The sequence below is a fragment of the Variovorax sp. 01T432 genome (assembly GCF_056398605.1).
Genome location: NZ_JBFTPS010000003.1, coordinates 87879 through 103393, shown reverse-complemented (window position 1 = coordinate 103393; position 15515 = coordinate 87879). Strand labels below are relative to the sequence as shown.

Annotated in this window: 18 protein-coding genes; 9 read left to right on the top strand and 9 right to left on the bottom strand. The window is 64.8% G+C overall.

The window, feature by feature from the left end; all coding sequences use genetic code 11:
• The first annotated feature begins 26 nt into the window (after positions 1-26).
• Genes truA through accD form a run of 5 tightly spaced genes read left to right on the top strand, consistent with a single transcriptional unit; the run spans position 27 to position 4588 of the window.
• The gene (gene truA, locus AC1DNF_RS03310; RefSeq protein ID WP_478147114.1) at positions 27-839 is read left to right on the top strand and encodes a tRNA pseudouridine(38-40) synthase TruA; all 813 of its coding nucleotides are present in this window, start codon (positions 27-29) and stop codon (positions 837-839) included.
• Positions 836-1522 (top strand): phosphoribosylanthranilate isomerase, encoded by a 687-nt coding sequence (locus AC1DNF_RS03305; protein ID WP_478147113.1) that lies wholly within the window; start codon positions 836-838, stop codon positions 1520-1522. Before truA ends, AC1DNF_RS03305 begins: the two co-directional genes overlap by 4 nt.
• Positions 1523-1572: 50 nt before the next feature.
• Entirely contained in the window at positions 1573-2850 is a 1278-nt protein-coding gene (trpB, locus tag AC1DNF_RS03300) for a tryptophan synthase subunit beta (RefSeq protein WP_478147112.1), read from the top strand.
• Positions 2847-3692 carry a tryptophan synthase subunit alpha gene (gene trpA / locus AC1DNF_RS03295; RefSeq protein WP_478147111.1) on the top strand — a complete coding sequence of 282 codons (846 nt, stop codon included), beginning with the start codon at positions 2847-2849 and terminating at the stop codon, positions 3690-3692. The genes trpB and trpA overlap by 4 nt, the downstream gene beginning before the upstream one ends.
• 23 nt (positions 3693-3715) lie before the next feature.
• Positions 3716-4588: an acetyl-CoA carboxylase, carboxyltransferase subunit beta gene (gene accD / locus AC1DNF_RS03290; protein ID WP_478147110.1), complete on the top strand. Its 873-nt coding sequence runs from the start codon at positions 3716-3718 to the stop codon at positions 4586-4588.
• Positions 4589-4609: 21 nt separating this feature from the next.
• Here accD and AC1DNF_RS03285 read toward each other — a convergent pair whose 3' ends face one another.
• Complete coding sequence (locus AC1DNF_RS03285) at positions 4610-5170, bottom strand: YggT family protein (protein ID WP_478147109.1); 561 nt, start codon at positions 5168-5170, stop codon at positions 4610-4612.
• Between the two features lie 50 nt (positions 5171-5220).
• On the opposite strand from AC1DNF_RS03285, the gene AC1DNF_RS03280 reads away from it, so the two are divergent.
• The 4 genes from AC1DNF_RS03280 to AC1DNF_RS03265 all read left to right on the top strand — a co-directional run bounded on the left by AC1DNF_RS03280 (position 5221) and on the right by AC1DNF_RS03265 (position 9360).
• On the top strand, positions 5221-5868 hold the full coding sequence (locus AC1DNF_RS03280; protein WP_478147108.1) for an LON peptidase substrate-binding domain-containing protein: 648 nt from the start codon (positions 5221-5223) through the stop codon (positions 5866-5868).
• A gap of 125 nt (positions 5869-5993) precedes the next feature.
• Complete coding sequence (gene lysS, locus AC1DNF_RS03275; RefSeq protein WP_478147107.1) at positions 5994-7562, top strand: lysine--tRNA ligase; 1569 nt, start codon at positions 5994-5996, stop codon at positions 7560-7562.
• The gene (locus tag AC1DNF_RS03270) at positions 7556-8830 is read left to right on the top strand and encodes an Hsp70 family protein (RefSeq protein ID WP_478147245.1); all 1275 of its coding nucleotides are present in this window, start codon (positions 7556-7558) and stop codon (positions 8828-8830) included. The genes lysS and AC1DNF_RS03270 overlap by 7 nt, the downstream gene beginning before the upstream one ends.
• Positions 8827-9360, top strand: coding sequence for a YgjP-like metallopeptidase domain-containing protein (locus tag AC1DNF_RS03265; RefSeq protein ID WP_478147106.1), 534 nt, complete (start codon positions 8827-8829; stop codon positions 9358-9360). The genes AC1DNF_RS03270 and AC1DNF_RS03265 overlap by 4 nt, the downstream gene beginning before the upstream one ends.
• A gap of 3 nt (positions 9361-9363) precedes the next feature.
• Here the strand turns inward: AC1DNF_RS03265 and nagZ are convergent, their stop codons facing one another.
• From nagZ to lepB, 8 genes are all read right to left on the bottom strand, one after another.
• Entirely contained in the window at positions 9364-10434 is a 1071-nt protein-coding gene (gene nagZ / locus AC1DNF_RS03260) for a beta-N-acetylhexosaminidase (protein WP_478147105.1), read from the bottom strand.
• On the bottom strand, positions 10431-10826 hold the full coding sequence (acpS, locus tag AC1DNF_RS03255; protein WP_478147104.1) for a holo-ACP synthase: 396 nt from the start codon (positions 10824-10826) through the stop codon (positions 10431-10433). The genes nagZ and acpS overlap by 4 nt, the downstream gene beginning before the upstream one ends.
• 11 nt (positions 10827-10837) lie before the next feature.
• Positions 10838-11593, bottom strand: a complete 756-nt coding sequence (locus tag AC1DNF_RS03250) for a pyridoxine 5'-phosphate synthase (RefSeq protein WP_478147103.1) — start codon at positions 11591-11593, stop codon at positions 10838-10840.
• Complete coding sequence (recO, locus tag AC1DNF_RS03245) at positions 11590-12348, bottom strand: DNA repair protein RecO (RefSeq protein ID WP_478147102.1); 759 nt, start codon at positions 12346-12348, stop codon at positions 11590-11592. The genes AC1DNF_RS03250 and recO overlap by 4 nt, the downstream gene beginning before the upstream one ends.
• Positions 12349-12477: 129 nt before the next feature.
• A complete protein-coding gene (era, locus tag AC1DNF_RS03240; RefSeq protein ID WP_478147101.1) occupies positions 12478-13452 on the bottom strand; it encodes a GTPase Era in 975 nt (324 codons plus the stop codon).
• Entirely contained in the window at positions 13449-14147 is a 699-nt protein-coding gene (rnc, locus tag AC1DNF_RS03235; protein WP_478147100.1) for a ribonuclease III, read from the bottom strand. Before rnc ends, era begins: the two co-directional genes overlap by 4 nt.
• A 5-nt stretch (positions 14148-14152) precedes the next feature.
• Positions 14153-14509 carry a DUF4845 domain-containing protein gene (locus tag AC1DNF_RS03230; RefSeq protein WP_478147099.1) on the bottom strand — a complete coding sequence of 119 codons (357 nt, stop codon included), beginning with the start codon at positions 14507-14509 and terminating at the stop codon, positions 14153-14155.
• A 32-nt stretch (positions 14510-14541) separates the two neighbouring features.
• Entirely contained in the window at positions 14542-15513 is a 972-nt protein-coding gene (gene lepB, locus AC1DNF_RS03225) for a signal peptidase I (RefSeq protein WP_478147098.1), read from the bottom strand.
• Positions 15514-15515: the final 2 nt, after the last annotated feature.

Here is a 15515-nt window from a genome sequence, read left to right as displayed (position 1 = left end):
GCGGCCATGCGGCTGCCGATCCCGCTGTGAGGCTGGCCCTCGGCGTCCGCTACAACGGCCAGGCGTACGAAGGCTGGCAAAGCCAGCTTTCGGGCCGGACCGTGCAGGACAAGCTGGAGGCAGCGCTCGCGAAGTTCGCCGCACAGCCGATCTCCACGCTTTGCGCGGGGCGCACCGACACCGGCGTGCACGCACTGATGCAGGTGGTGCACTTCGACACCGCCGTCGAACGCGCGCCCTTCTCCTGGGTGCGCGGCACCAATCGCTTCCTTCCCGACGACATTGCCGTGCAATGGGCCCAGCCGGTGCCCGACCAGTTCCACTGCCGCGCAAGTGCCCTGACGCGCCGCTACCTCTACGTGCTCTCTCAGTCGCCCGTGCGCCCGAGCCTCGATGCCGGACGCGTCGGTTGGTCCATCTACGCGCTCGACGGCGACGCCATGCGTGCCGCCGCGGCCATGCTGATGGGTGAACACGATTTCAGCTCCTTCCGGGCCTCCGCCTGCCAGGCGCGCTCACCGGTGAAAGAGCTGCGGCGCATCTTGATCACGCGTCATGGCGAAACCGATCGCTGCCGCTGGCACTTCGAATTCGAAGCCAACGCCTTCCTCCACCACATGATCCGCAACATCATGGGCTGCCTCGTTCGTATCGGCCGAGGGGATGAGCGCCCCGAATGGATGCGCGAGGTGCTTGAAGCACGCAGCCGCCTCGTCGCCGCACCGACCTTCTCGCCAAACGGCCTCTACTTCCTCGGTCCGCTCTACGACGCTGGCTGGGGTTTGCCGGCCGAGGCGACGCTGGGGTCTGCGAGCGCTGCGTATGATGGCCCGCCATGACCACTGCCGCACCCCGAGCCCGTACGCGAATCAAGATCTGCGGACTGACGCGCGAGCAGGACGTGGATGCCGCTGTCGCGGCAGGCGTCGATGCAGTGGGTTTCGTGCTCTATCCGCTCAGCCCCCGTGCCGTGACGGCGGAGCGCGCGGCGCAGCTTGCCTCGAGGTTGCCGCCCTTCATGACGCCTGTGCTCCTGTTCGTCAATGAATCCGCCGCGAAAGCCAGGGATGCCCTCTCCCGAGTCGCAGGCGCGATGGCTCAGTTTCATGGCGACGAATCTCCCGACCAGTGCCTGGAAGCCTCCGGCCATGGCGCTCACCGTTTCATGCGCGCGGCCCGCATTCCCCTTGGCGCAGCCGGCGCCGGCTTTGACCTCGTAAAATACGCGTCCGATTACTCCCGCGCCCACGCCATCCTGCTCGATGCTCATGTCGAAGCGTATGGCGGTGGCGGCAAGGCATTCGATTGGTCACTTCTTCCAACCGCCGTCGACGCTCACCTCGTCTTGAGTGGTGGGCTCACACCTGCAAACGTGGGCGATGGCATTCGCCACTTGCGAACGGCAGGCAAGTCGCTGTCCGTTGACGTGAGTTCCGGCGTCGAGGCCTCCAAGGGCATCAAGGACGCTGTGAAGATCCGAGAATTCGTGGCCGCCGTGCGTGCGGCCGACGCCCTTTCCTAGCTGGCCGCCCGCCTCGATCGTCTGGCGCGGCCAGCTCACCGATCGACATCATGAATACCTACCAGCAACCCGACGCCAGCGGCCATTTCGGTATCTACGGCGGCACTTTCGCCAGCGAAACGTTGACCCATGCGATCAACGAACTGCGCGACGCCTACGCCAAGTACAAGAATGACCCCGAATTTCTGGCCGAATTCCACTACGAACTCGCCCACTTCGTGGGTCGACCCTCGCCGATCTATCACGCCGCGCGCACCAGCCGGGAGATGGGCGGCGCGCAGATCTATCTGAAGCGCGAGGACCTGAACCACACAGGCGCCCACAAGGTGAACAACACCATCGGCCAGGCCATGCTCGCCAGACGCATGGGCAAGCCACGCGTCATCGCCGAGACCGGCGCTGGCCAGCACGGCGTGGCGACCGCCACCATCTGCGCGCGCTACGGGCTTGAATGCGTGGTCTACATGGGCAGCCAGGACGTCAAGCGGCAAAGTCCGAACGTCTATCGCATGAACCTGCTGGGCGCGACCGTGGTGCCGGTCGAATCGGGTAGCAAGACCTTGAAGGACGCGCTGAACGAGGCGATGCGCGACTGGGTGACCAATGTCGAGAACACCTTCTACATCATTGGCACGGTCGCAGGTCCGCACCCCTACCCGACCATGGTGCGCGACTTCCAGAGCGTCATCGGCACCGAGTGCATCCAGCAGATGCCTGCAATGCTCGCCGCCCAGGGCATCGCCGGCGAGGCCGAGAGCCGGCAACCGGACGTCGTCGTGGCCTGCGTGGGCGGTGGCAGCAATGCAATGGGCATCTTCCATCCCTACATTCCCTTCGCGGGCACGCGCCTGATCGGCGTCGAGGCGGCAGGCGAAGGCCTGGACAGCGGCAAGCACTCGGCCTCCATCTTGCGCGGCAGCCCCGGCGTGCTCCACGGCAACCGGACCTACCTGCTGCAGAACGAGGATGGGCAGGTGACCGAAACCCACAGCATCAGCGCCGGCCTCGACTACCCCGGCGTCGGCCCCGAGCACGCCTACCTCGCCGACATCGGCCGCGCCGAGTATGTCGGCATCACCGATACGGAGGCACTCAAAGCGTTCCACTACCTGTGCCGAACCGAAGGCATCATTCCCGCACTCGAGTCAAGCCACGCGATGGCCTATGCCATGAAGCTCGCGAAGACCATGCGCCCTGACCAATCGATCCTGGTCAATCTCTCGGGCCGTGGCGACAAGGACATCGGCACGGTGGCCGATCTCTCGGGCGTCGACTTCTACGATCGGCCGTCGATGCGCGGCCTCAGCGTGAAGGGAGGCCGCGCATGAGCCGCATCGCCGCCACCTTCGAAGCCCTGCAAAAGGAGGGCCGCAAGGCGCTGATCCCTTACGTCACCGCAGGCTTTCCCTTCGCCGACATCACGCCCGAACTCATGCACGGCATGGTCGAGGCGGGCGCCAACGTGATCGAACTGGGCGTGCCTTTTTCCGACCCCATGGCCGACGGCCCGGTGATCCAGCGTGCCGGAGAAGCCGCGCTGGCGCTGGGCATCGGCATGAAGCAGGTGCTGGCCATGGTCGCCGCCTTCCGCCAGAAGGACGACGTGACACCGGTCGTGCTGATGGGATACGCGAACCCCGTCGAACGCTACGACCTGGTGCACGGCAAGGATGCCTTCGTCCGAGACGCGGCCGCCGCAGGCGTCGATGGCCTGTTGGTGGTCGACTATCCCCCGGAAGAGTGCGAAGCCTTCGCCGCCACCCTTCAGGCACACGACATCGACCTGATCTTCCTGCTGGCGCCCACCAGTACCAGCGAACGCATGGCCCAGGTCGCCCGCATCGCCACCGGCTATGTCTACTACGTCTCTCTCAAGGGCGTGACAGGTGCTGGCAACCTCGATACCGAGGCGGTCGGGCGCATGATCCCGCGCATTCGCGAGCATGTGAACCTGCCCGTGGGCGTGGGTTTCGGCATTCGCGACGCCCGAACTGCGCAAGCCGTCGGATCGGCGGCGGATGCGGTCGTGATCGGCACGCGCATCATCCAGCTGATCGAGGAACAGCCGCGAGAGGCCGTGGTTCCGCGGGTGCGCGAATTTCTCGCCGAAATCCGCCAGGCGCTCGACGCCTTGCCCTCCACGACGGCCAAGAACGCGGCTGGCCGATAATCCTTCCAACACAAGGAGCCCCCATGAGCTGGCTTGAAAAACTGCTGCCCCCAAAGATTGCGCCCACGGACCCCAGTGAGCGCCGCCAGATGCCCGAAGGCCTCTGGATCAAATGCCCGAGCTGCGAGACCGTGCTCTACAAGACCGATCTGGAGCACAACCAGAACGTCTGCCCGAGTTGCGGCCATCACCACCGCATCGGCGCGCGCGCGCGGCTCGATGCCTTCCTCGACTCCGAAGGCCGCTACGAAGTCGGCCAGGAAGTCCTGCCGGTCGACGCGCTCAAGTTCAAGGACAGCCGAAAGTACCCCGAGAGGCTCAAGGAAGCGCTCGAGAACACCGGCGAGACCGACGCACTCGTCGTGATGGGCGGTTCGGTGCACAGCATCAACGTGGTGGTCGCCTGCTTCGAGTTCGATTTCATGGGCGGCAGCATGGGCAGCGTGGTGGGCGAGCGTTTCGTGCGCGGCGTCGAAACCGCGATCGAGCAGAAGGTGCCCTTCATCTGCTTCACCGCCACGGGTGGCGCACGCATGCAGGAAGGCTTGCTCTCCCTGATGCAGATGGCAAAGACCAATGCGTCGCTCACCCGCCTCGCCAAGAAACACCTGCCGTACATCAGCGTGCTCACGGACCCCACGATGGGCGGTGTGAGCGCGGGCTTTGCGTTCCTCGGCGACGTTGTGATTGCCGAGCCCAAGGCGCTGATCGGGTTCGCGGGACCGCGCGTGATTGAGTCGACGGTGCGCGTGACGCTGCCGGAAGGCTTCCAGCGCGCCGAGTTCCTTCAAACCAAAGGCGCGATCGACTTCATCTGCGACCGGCGCGAACTGCGCAAGACCGTCGCAAGCACGCTCGCAATGCTGCTGCGTCAACCGGCCGACGCGGTCGTCTGACGCTCCCGACGCCAGCGGCGTTCAGCCTCCGAGGCTGAACGCCGTAGCCATCAGGCTACCCAGGATGATCGCGACGACCTGGAGCAGCACGATGGCGGCGAGCGGCGAGAGATCGACGCCACCCACCAGCGGGATCAGGCGGCGAAACGGACGCACCAGGGGCTCCGCCAGCCGGCCAATGAGGTCGAGCAGCACGGACGACGCCCCCGGCACCCACGACAGCACCGCATAGACGAGCAGCAAGGCAGTGAGGCCCGACACGGCAAGTTGCAGCAGTCCGATGAGCGACACCAGTGGCAGCACGGCCCAACGCCCCAGACCACCTATCAAGAGCCACAGCAGCACGAATTTGACCAGCACCAGCAGCCAGGCCGCGACAGCACTGGCAATGTCCCAACGCCTGACCGGCGGGATGATGCGCCGCAGCGGCATCACGATCCAGTCGGTCACGGCAAACACGAAGCGACCCAGCGGATTGCCGAACGGCACGCGGTGATACTGCATGTAGAGACGCAGGAGGCAGGCGCCGCCCAGGAGGCCGACGATGACATCGAGCAGGAACGAAGGGATCTGGTAGAGCATGGGGCGCTGTCGTGGACGGAATGCGATGATAGCCATGCAAAGGTTCATCGATGACGACACACCCCCTTCTGCGTGCCATTCCCTTGTTTCCGCTGGGCGCGGTGCTGTTTCCCGTGGGCCTGCTCCCTCTTCGCATCTTCGAGGTCCGCTACCTCGACATGATCGGCAAATGCCACAAGGCCGGCATGCCCTTCGGCGTGGTCAGCCTGACGCAGGGGGCGGAAGTCCGCAAACCCGGCGCGGTCGCGGAAAGCTTCGCGCCGGTCGGCACCCTCGCCATGATCCGCGAGTTCGTGGCACCGCAGGCGGGGCTGATGCAGATCGAATGCATCGGCACGCATCGCTTCCGCATTCAATCGAGCGAACGCCAGAAGAATGGCTTGTGGACGGCCGATGTCGAAGACGTGGCAGACGACCTCCCTCTCGAGGTGCCCGAGGATCTTCGGCATACGGCCGAGGCGCTGCGCCGACTGGTCGGCGCGCTGGAGGAGCGGCGGCGCATGGAGGGCGATGACAGGGTTCGCCTGCCAATTCCGCAGCCCTACCGTTTCGAAGATTGCGGCTGGGTTGCAAACCGCTGGTGCGAACTGCTGCCGATTCCAACGGAACTCAAGCAACGCCTGATGGAACTCGACAGCCCGCTCATGCGCCTCGAACTGGTCGACGATCTGCTCGCACGCACCGGCGTCCTTAAGTAGCCTGCTCCGTTTTTCATAGCATTTGATGCAGCGTCGGCGCGCTTAGGAGATCGGTCTCCGGCGAATGGCGGGCAGCTAAAATGGCGGGTTGCGCGCGCGTCCGCCCGCGTCCCAACGCTTCTCTCATGTCCGACCATCTGATCCCTTCCGTTCCCACTGCCGCTTCGACGCCCTCCTCGACCGCGGCCCCCGCCGTCGACGACAACCAGTTGATTGCCGAACGACGCGAAAAGCTCAAGGCGCTGCGCGTCGCGCAGGCCGAGGGCAAAGGGGTCGCGTTTCCCAATGACTTCAAGCCCGGCCATCGAGCGGCGGCGCTCCTCGCAGCATACGGCGAGACCGAGCCCGAAGCGCTCGAAGCCACACCGATCGCCGTCAGCGTGGCGGGCCGGATGATGCTCAAGCGCGTCATGGGCAAGGCCAGCTTCGCAACGCTCCAGGACGCTACCGGCCGAATTCAGCTCTACGTCACGCGCGACGCCGTCGGTGAGGATACCTATGCCCAGTTCAAGCATTGGGATCTGGGGGACATCGTCGGCGCCGAGGGCTCTGCCTTCAAGACCAAGACCGGCGAGCTCTCTGTCAAGGTGACCAAGCTGCGCCTGCTGACCAAGAGCCTGCGGCCTTTGCCGGACAAGTTCCACGGCATGGCCGACCAGGAGCAGAAGTATCGCCAGCGCTATGTCGACCTGATCACCGACTGTGCGGCGCGCGATCGCTTCACCGCCCGCAGCCGCGCGGTCAGCGCGTTGCGCGAGTTCATGGTAGCCAACGACTTCCTTGAGGTCGAGACACCCATGCTGCATCCGATCCCGGGGGGTGCCAACGCCAAGCCCTTCAAGACGCACCACAACGCGCTGGACCAGGAGATGTTCCTGCGCATCGCGCCCGAACTCTATCTGAAGCGCTTGATCGTCGGCGGCTTCGAGCGCGTCTTCGAGATCAACCGGAGCTACCGCAACGAAGGCATCTCGGTACGGCACAACCCCGAATTCACCATGATGGAGTTCTACGCGGCCTACTGGAACTACCGCGACCTGATGGACTTCACCGAGACGCTGATTCGCACGATCGCGGACAAGACGGTCGGCACGCAGGTGTTGACCTATCAAGGCAAGGAAGTCGACCTGAGCCAGCCTTTCGAGCGCCTCACGATCCGCGAGGCAATCCTCAAGCACACGGAGGCGGGCGCCAACGTGGACGACAGCACGTGGCTCGTGAACGCCTTGCGCAAGCTCGGCATGAGCGAGGAAAAGGACAAGCTCTCGCAGCGCAGCCTCGCCAGCCTGCAGGTGATGTACTTCGAGGAGACGGTGGAAGAAAAGCTCTGGCAGCCGACCTTCATCATGGAGCACCCGACCGAGATCTCTCCGCTGGCGCGCGCCAACGACGAACGCCCCGAGGTGACGGAGCGCTTCGAGCTCTACATCACAGGTCGCGAGTTCGGCAACGGTTTCAGCGAGCTCAACGATGCTGAGGATCAGGCCGCGCGCTTCAACGCGCAGGTTGCGGCCAAGGACAGCGGCGACGACGAAGCGATGTTCTTCGACCACGACTTCGTGCGCGCGCTGGAATACGGCATGCCGCCCACGGGAGGCTGCGGCATCGGCATCGACCGGTTGATGATGCTTCTGACCGACTCACCGAGCATTCGCGACGTGATCCTCTTTCCTGCGCTGCGCCGGGAATCTTGAGCACGCCGTCCCCCGCGATCGGTATCGACTTCGGCACCTCGAATTCCGCGGTCGGGTGCGCCGTCGACGGCGGCGAGGCACGCCTGCTACCACTCGAAGGCGCGGCCACGACCCTGCCGACAGCCGTGTTCTTCAACGCGGAGGAACGCAGCACCCACTTCGGTCGCGAAGCGATCGCACTCTATCTGGCCGGCACCGAAGGGCGATTGATGCGATCGCTCAAGAGCTTGCTGGGCAGCACGCTGATGCAGGAGAAGACCGCCATCCACGAAGGTCTGGTGAGCTTCGAGGACATCATTGCGCGCTTCCTTCATGAGATTGCCACGCGCGCGGCGCGTGAACTCGGCCAGCGACCGGAGCGCGTCGTCATCGGCCGGCCGGTTCACTTCGTCGACGAGGACCCGAAGCGCGATCACCGTGCAGAGGAAAGCCTGCGCCACGCGGCACGCGCGGCCGGCTTCCGTGACATCGCCTTTCAGTTGGAGCCGATCGCCGCAGCCTTCGACTATGAACGGCGCGTTACCCGCGAATCGCTGATTCTTATCGCCGACATCGGTGGCGGCACCTCGGATTTCACGGTCGTGCGCGTCGGACCGGACCGCATGGCCCGCGGCGACCGTGGCGATGCTCGTGCCGACGATGTGCTCGCCACCAACGGCGTCCACATCGGCGGCACGGACTTCGACCAGCGCCTCAACCTCGATCGGGTGATGCCGCAGCTTGGCTTTCGCCACACAGGTGTGCAAGGGCGTGAAGTGCCGAGCAAGGTCTTCTTCGAGCTGTCGTCCTGGCACTTGATCAACTGGCTCTATGCGCCGAAGGCGATCCGCCAGGCGCAGGAGCTACGCACCAGCTATGGCGATATGCGCCTGCACGACCGTCTAATGACCGTGCTCGAGGAAAGGCACGGGCACCGCATTGCGGCCGAAGTTGAGCAGGCGAAGATCGATGCTTCGGTGGCGAATGCGGAGGTGGCCATCGATCTCTCATGCGCCGAGCCGGGCCTTTGCGCGAATCTTTCGCCCACAGACATGGAACAGCAGCTTGCGCCGCTGCTCGAGAGCGTGGTCGCCTGTGCGCATGCTTGCGTCAAGCGCGCGGGCCTGCGCAGCAGCGACCTCGACACGATCTACCTCACGGGCGGTTCCTCGGCGCTGCGCCCGTTTCAGCAGGCCTTGCGCAAGAGCTTCGCCGGCGTGCCGCTGGCGGAGGGCGACCTTTTCGGTGGCGTGGCTGCCGGATTGGCTTACGCGGCACGCTCCTCGTGAAATACCTCGCGGGCTATGCGCCCGCCTTGCGGGAACAGGTGCGACAGCTCATCGCAAACGACGGTCTCGGCGCGCTGCTACGCAATCGCTACACCGAGCCGCATGGCATCCGCACCGACCGCGCCCTGTACGACTACGTCGCGGGCCTCAAGGCCGAGTACTTGCGCAATGCGGAGCCGCTCGCCAAGGTCGCTTTCGACAACAAGCTGCACGTCATCCGGAATGCGCTTGGCACCCACACCACCGTCTCGCGCGTGCAGGGCAGCAAGCTCAAGGCCAAGCGCGAGATTCGAGTTGCCAGCCTGTTCAAGGAAGTGCCACTCGGCTGGCTGCGCATGATCGTGGTGCACGAGCTGGCACACATGAAGGAGCGCGATCATGACAAGGCCTTTTATGCCTTGTGCACGTACATGGAGCCGAATTACCACCAGTTAGAGCTCGATCTGCGGCTGTACATGACGCACCTGGACGTGGGAGGCCAGCGGCTGTGGGTGGCGGGGCCGCGAACGGCCGGCGACGGGGCGCCGTGATCGTCAGGTCGTCAGCGCATCGAGCGCGTGACGGTAGGCGGACGAGTTCATCAACCACTCCCACGCCTTGGGCGGCGTGGCCGGCAGCAACGCACGGCGACGGGCTTCGCAGGCCGGATCGGGCTTCCATCGCCCATCGAGCCGCGCAGCGCTGAAGCCTTCGAGGAGTTCGTCCAGGGCGGAGCCCGCGCCGACGCTCTGGTTGCACAGCAGCGCGAGGTCGCAGCCCGCCTCGAGGGCGGCCAACGCGGCATCGGTGTAGCTCAGCAGTTGCCCATCGATGCGGCGCGCGGCTTCCATGCTGAGGTCATCACTGAAGATCGCGCCGTCGAAACCCAGCTTGCCCCGCAGGATCTCCCGCAGCCACTTTGATGAAAACCCAGCCGGCCGGGCGTCCACCTTGGGGTAGATGACATGCGCCGGCATGACCGCCGTCAGGGCTCCGGCGAGCCATTGGTAAGGACGCGCGTCGTCGGCCAGGATCGACTTGAGGCCGCGCCGATCCACGGGTACGGCCACGTGCGAGTCGGCCTTCACGAAGCCATGTCCCGGGAAATGCTTGCCACAGTTCGCCATGCCCGCCAGCAGCAATCCGTGCATCAGGCTCTTGGCGAGCAGCGCCACGACGCGCGGATCGCGATGGAAGCTGCGATCGCCAATGACGCTGCTCTCGCCGTAGTCCAGGTCGAGCACCGGCGTGAAGCTGAAATCGACGCCGCAGCTTCGCAGCTCGGCCGCGAGCACGTAGCCACAAGCGGTGGCCATCTGCGTGGCGCGTAGCGGGTCCTTCATCCACCGTTCGCCGAGCGCGCGCATCGAAGGAAGCCGTGTGAAGCCGTCGGAGCGAAAACGCTGGACGCGGCCGCCCTCGTGGTCGACGCCGATCAGCATGTCGGGACGCATCGCCTTGATCTCTGCGTTGAGGGCGCTCATCTGCGCGCGGTCCTGCCAGTTGCGTGCGAAGTGAATCACGCCGCCCACCAGCGGATCGACGAGACGGCGGCGATCGGCCGCGTTCAGTTCGGGGCCCGCGACGTCGACGATCAGCGGAGCATGCAATGTCTTGTCGGTCATTCCTTGCGCTCCACCACCACGAAGCTCGCCGCGTAGTCGGTTTCATCGGTGACGCTCACGTGGGCGCTCAGACCCTGCGCCTCGAACCAATCCTTGAGGTCGCCGTGCAGCACGATCACCGGCTTGCCGCTCTTGAGGTTGGCGACCTCGCAGAGCCGCCAGCTCATCGGCATTCGCATCCCCATGCCGACGGCCTTGCTGAAGGCCTCCTTGGCCGAGAAACGCGTGGCCAGGTAGCGCAAGCCACGCTTCGGCCAGCGCGCGCTGCGGGCCTGCCAGATGGCGAATTCAGCGTCGCTCAGGACTCTCTGTGCAAAGCGTTCGCCCTGCCGTTCGAAGGTCGCCGCGATGCGCCGGATGTCGCAGATGTCGGTGCCGATGCCGTAGATCACCTGAGCGCTCGCTACTTGGCTTCGGCGATACGGCTGAGGTATTCACGCGTGGCTGCCGCGTAGCCGAGCTCCAGCGCGTCCGAGATGAAGGCGTGGCCGATCGACACCTCGCGCACGCCCGGAACGGCGCGCAGGAACTCGGTCAGATTGTCGCGGTTCAGGTCGTGGCCGGCATTGACCTCGAGCCCGGCAGCCTGGGCGGCGCGCGCCGCTTCCACGTAGAGCCGCAGGACAGATCCGGCCCGGGAGGTGTCGCGCGATGCGGCGTAGCCCTCGGTATAGAGCTCGACCCGGTCGGCGCCGACCGCTTTCGCGGCCGCCATCATGTCCGGCTCCGGATCCATGAACAGGCTCACGCGCACGCCGAGCGCGCGCGTCTCGGCGATCAGCGGCCGCAAACGCTCCGCGTCCTCGGGAAAGCTCCACCCGTGGTCGCTGGTTGACTGAGATTCGCTGTCGGGAACGAAAGTGGCTTGGTGCGGACGCAGTTCACGCACGAAATCCATCAGGTTGTGGAAGGGGTTGCCTTCGATGTTGAACTCGGCTTGCGGCCAATCCTTCGCAAGCAGCGCAGACAGGTCGTGCACATCCTGCGGTCGGATGTGGCGCTGGTCGGGCCGGGGGTGCACCGTGATGCCATGTGCCCCGGCGTCCAGGCAAAGCGCCGCGGCGAACAGCACGCTCGGAATGCCGAGCGGACGCGTGTTGCGTACCAGCGCGACTTTGTTGAGATTGACCGACAGGGCGGTGGAAATCGAAGAACTCATAAGGCTTGCAGGTCCCGCATCATCTGCCGCGTACGCAGCGTTGCAACGCCGCAATGGTAGTTGAGCAAGGTGCGCAACTGGGCGCGAAGTGCGCCATTGACACCGGCGCACACCCGAAGGGTGGCCGCAAAAGGCGCGCGATCGTCGAGCGCGAGCTGCAGTGCCTGCCAGTTTGCCCCCTCCATGGCAGCCTCTTCCTCGGCGGCTTCGCGCAGGCCGGCCTCGGGCACCAACGCATAGCGCACCTGTGGCGCCAGCGCGGCCAGCGTGGCGGTCTGGGCATCGAGTGCCGGCAGCAGACCCACTTCGCGCAGCACCAGCAACTCGAAGGCACGCAACGCGGCCGATTGCGTAGCGGCCTGGGCACCCGCGTGCTCGGTGGCAAGCACCTGAACCACGGCGGCATAGGCGTCGAACAATGCCTCGTGCGGGTCGTCACGCGCCAGCAAGCGCAGCAGCAGCTCATTGATGTAGTAGCCGGAGAGCAGCGCCTCGCCGGTCGGCATGACATGGCCGCCCATCCATTCGGCGCCCTTCAGCGTCCGGATCTCGGCTTCCCCGCTGAAGTTCAGCTGCAGCGGCTGCAGCGGCAGCAGCACCGGACGAAAGTTGGAACTTGGCCGCTTCGCACCCTTGGCAACGATCGCGATGCGGCCATGATGGCGCGTGAAGGTTTCGAGGATCAGGCTCGACTCGCTCCAGTCGTAGCGGTGCAGCACATAAGCCGGCTCGTGAGAAATGCGCTTCGCGGCCACGTCACCACCCCGCGCCGAGAAAGAGGCGCAACCCGCAGGATGCCGCACATCCGGCTCCGCCGGTTCGCAGGCATCGCCCCCTAAAGGGGGGTAGCCGGCTAGGCGCAGCGAGCAAGCCTGGGGGTGTACTCATTCATACCCGAAAGAGCGCACGCGCGCCTCGTCGTCCGCCCAACCCGAGCGCACCTTGACCCAGAGTTCGATGAAGACCTTGGCGTCCATCAGCTTTTCGAGTTCCTGGCGCGTCTCCATGCCGATGCGCTTGATACGCTCGCCCTTGTCGCCGATCACCATCGCCTTGTGGCCGTCGCGCTCGACCACGATCGTCACGGCGATCTTGAGCAGACGCTTCTGGCCCTTGCGCGCCGGAGGCTCCTCCTCGAACTTGTCGACAACGACGGTCGAGGTGTAGGGGAGTTCGTCGCCCGTGAGGCGGAACAGCTTCTCACGCACCATCTCGCTGGCCATGAATTGCTCGCTGCGGTCGGTGAGCTCATCCTCGGCATACCACCAAGCCTGTTCGGGCAGGTATTTCTCGCAGATGCCGAACAGACGCTCGACGTCCTTCGAATTCTTGGCCGACATCGGGACGAATTCGGCGAAGGCGTGCTTCTGCTGCATGGTCTGCAACCACGGGGCGATATCGCCCCGGCGATGCACGTTGTCGAGCTTGTTTGCGATCAGAATGGTCGGAATGCCCTTGCCGAGCAGCCTCAGAACTCGCTCGTCCGCCGGGGTGAAGCTGCCTGCCTCGACCACGAAGAGGATGAGGTCGACATCCGACACCGCGCCGACGACGGTCTTGTTCAGAGAGCGGTTCAGCGCGTTGGCATGCAGGGTCTGGAAGCCCGGCGTGTCGACAAAGACGAACTGCGTGGCGCCCAGCGTGCGCATGCCCGTGATCCGATGCCGGGTGGTCTGCGCCTTGCGCGAGGTGATGCTGATCTTCTGCCCCACCAGCGCATTGAGCAGCGTCGACTTCCCGACGTTGGGTTTGCCGACGATGGCCACCAGGCCGCAGCGGCGTGGCGCGCTCGAAGTGTTCGCAGCCTCGTCGCCGGAGGCGTCTTCGGGTGTTGTCGCAGGGGAGTCGATGTCGTTCATTGGGATGCCTTCGCGCCGCGCGCCTTGAGCCTGAGCAGCATGGCCGCCGCGGCGGCTTGCTCACCGGCGCGGCGCGAGCCGCCGATGCCGCGTTCGCGCAATCCCAGGTCGGGAATCTCGCATTCGACATCGAAAGTCTGTTTGTGGGCCGCCCCAAGCGTTCCGACGACGCGGTAGACGGGAAGCTTCATTTTGTGGCCCTGCAGCCATTCCTGCAATTCGGTTTTTGGATCCTTCGCCGCCGCGTCCATGCGCGGGTTGATCTCGACGGAGTCATAGAGCCGGTGCACAAGCGCCTGCGCGGCGCCATAGCCGGCATCAAGGTAGACGGCACCGATCAGCGCCTCGAGCGCGTCCGCGAGGATCGATGGCCGGCTGGGGCCGCCCGAACGCGCCTCGCCCTCGCCAAGCCGCAGCAGCGGGGACAGCGCGAGCTTGAGCGCGAGTTGATGCAGCGTGTCCTGCTTGACCAAATTGGCGCGCACCCGCGAGAGATCGCCTTCGGGCAATGCCGACAGGCGCACATACAGCAGATGCGAGACGGCCAGATTGAGCACCGAATCGCCCAGAAACTCCAGCCGCTCATTGTGATCGGCCGAAAAGCTGCGGTGAGTCAGCGCCTGCTGAAGCAGCCGGGCATCCGAGAACGAATGCTGAAGGCGCGCCTGGAGCGCGACGAGACCGCCTTCCGTCACGGATGTCAGCGCGATTCGCCCCGGTATTTCAGCAGGAGATAAGCCGGGCCGAAGAGATGGATTTCGCGGTCATAGGCAAACGACACCACCACCTTTTCTCCGACCTTGCGGACGTCGAGATCCTTGCCGCTGATGGACTGGAAGTCGTCGATCGCCTGGGCCCTGTCGAAGATCGCGCGCACCTCGGGCACGGTCGTGCCTTCCTTGGCCTTATTGGCAGCCTTCGTGATCGCCTGGTATTCGATCAAGGTGGGGATGACTTGCGCTACCACCACACCCACGCAGGCAACGATCACGGCCGCGAACAACAACCCAATAAACGAGATGCCGCGCTGCTTCTGTCCGGTTTGAATTGCTCTCATGCCCTCTTCCCTCGAATGAAAAGCTTGAATACTTATTGGAAAGCGCCGATGCGCTTGAGGTCGCCGAAATTCATCCAGACGAAGAATGCCTTGCCCACGATGTTCTGGTCCGGGACGAAACCCCAATAGCGCGAGTCGAGGGAATTGTCCCGGTTATCGCCCATCATGAAATAGTGCCCCGCTGGCACCTTGCAGACGACGCCTTCGACACTGTAGCGGCAATTTTCCTGGTTCGGAAACGCCATGATTTCAGCTTCGGAGAGGCCCGCGCGCCGCGTGTCGTCGTTGAGCAACTTGTGTTGTTTTCCGCCCAGGTTCTCGGTGTACTGCTTGAGGTAGCGCATCGTGTCCTCGTCGAAGTACTCAGGGACCGGGTCCTTGCTCACAGGCTGGCCGTTGATCGTGAGCTTCTTGTTGAGGTAGGCCACCTCGTCGCCCGGCAGTCCGACCACGCGCTTGATGTAATCCATGCTGGGCTTCGGCGGATAACGAAACACCATCACGTCACCCCGCGCGGGCGGCGTGCCATCAGTGATCTTGGTGTTGATGACCGGCAACCGCAGCCCGTAGGTGAATTTGTTGACCAGTATCAGGTCGCCGGTCAGCAGTGTCGGCATCATCGAGCCGGAGGGGATCTTGAAGGGCTCGAAAAGAAACGAGCGCAGCAGGAAGACCGCCAAGATGACCGGGAACAAGCCAGCAGTCCAGTCCAGCCACCATGGCTGCATCACAAGGCGTTCGCGTGCCTTGTGATCAACCGTGTCGACCTCGGTGATGCCTTGGCGAGCCAGTTCGGCACGCCGCTGCGCCAGCGAGGCATCGAGCGTCTCGGCCGCGCGTCGGCGCTTCGGCAGGAAGTAGAACCGCTCCGCCAGCCAGTAGACACCGGTCACCACAGTAGCCAGGAACAACAGCAGCGCGAAGTTGCCTTCGACCGCGCCGAAATACCAGGCGCCGATATAGCCGGCAAAGGCCGCGAGGATGAGGGAAGTGAGGATTGCCATCG

Bases quoted from the DNA above. Each gene is read 5' to 3' on its own strand.
- AC1DNF_RS03250 (WP_478147103.1), bottom strand. From the start codon at position 11,593: ATGAGTTCTTCGATTTCCACCGCCCTGTCGGTCAATCTCAACAAAGTC.
- trpB (WP_478147112.1), top strand. From the start codon at position 1,573: ATGAATACCTACCAGCAACCCGACGCCAGCGGCCATTTCGGTATCTAC.
- lepB (WP_478147098.1), bottom strand. From the start codon at position 15,513: ATGGCAATCCTCACTTCCCTCATCCTCGCGGCCTTTGCCGGCTATATC.
- accD (WP_478147110.1), top strand. From the start codon at position 3,716: ATGAGCTGGCTTGAAAAACTGCTGCCCCCAAAGATTGCGCCCACGGAC.
- AC1DNF_RS03285 (WP_478147109.1), bottom strand. From the start codon at position 5,170: ATGCTCTACCAGATCCCTTCGTTCCTGCTCGATGTCATCGTCGGCCTC.
- trpA (WP_478147111.1), top strand. From the start codon at position 2,847: ATGAGCCGCATCGCCGCCACCTTCGAAGCCCTGCAAAAGGAGGGCCGC.
- AC1DNF_RS03230 (WP_478147099.1), bottom strand. From the start codon at position 14,509: ATGAGAGCAATTCAAACCGGACAGAAGCAGCGCGGCATCTCGTTTATT.
- nagZ (WP_478147105.1), bottom strand. From the start codon at position 10,434: ATGACCGACAAGACATTGCATGCTCCGCTGATCGTCGACGTCGCGGGC.
- AC1DNF_RS03280 (WP_478147108.1), top strand. From the start codon at position 5,221: ATGACGACACACCCCCTTCTGCGTGCCATTCCCTTGTTTCCGCTGGGC.
- era (WP_478147101.1), bottom strand. From the start codon at position 13,452: ATGAACGACATCGACTCCCCTGCGACAACACCCGAAGACGCCTCCGGC.
- lysS (WP_478147107.1), top strand. From the start codon at position 5,994: ATGTCCGACCATCTGATCCCTTCCGTTCCCACTGCCGCTTCGACGCCC.
- AC1DNF_RS03305 (WP_478147113.1), top strand. From the start codon at position 836: ATGACCACTGCCGCACCCCGAGCCCGTACGCGAATCAAGATCTGCGGA.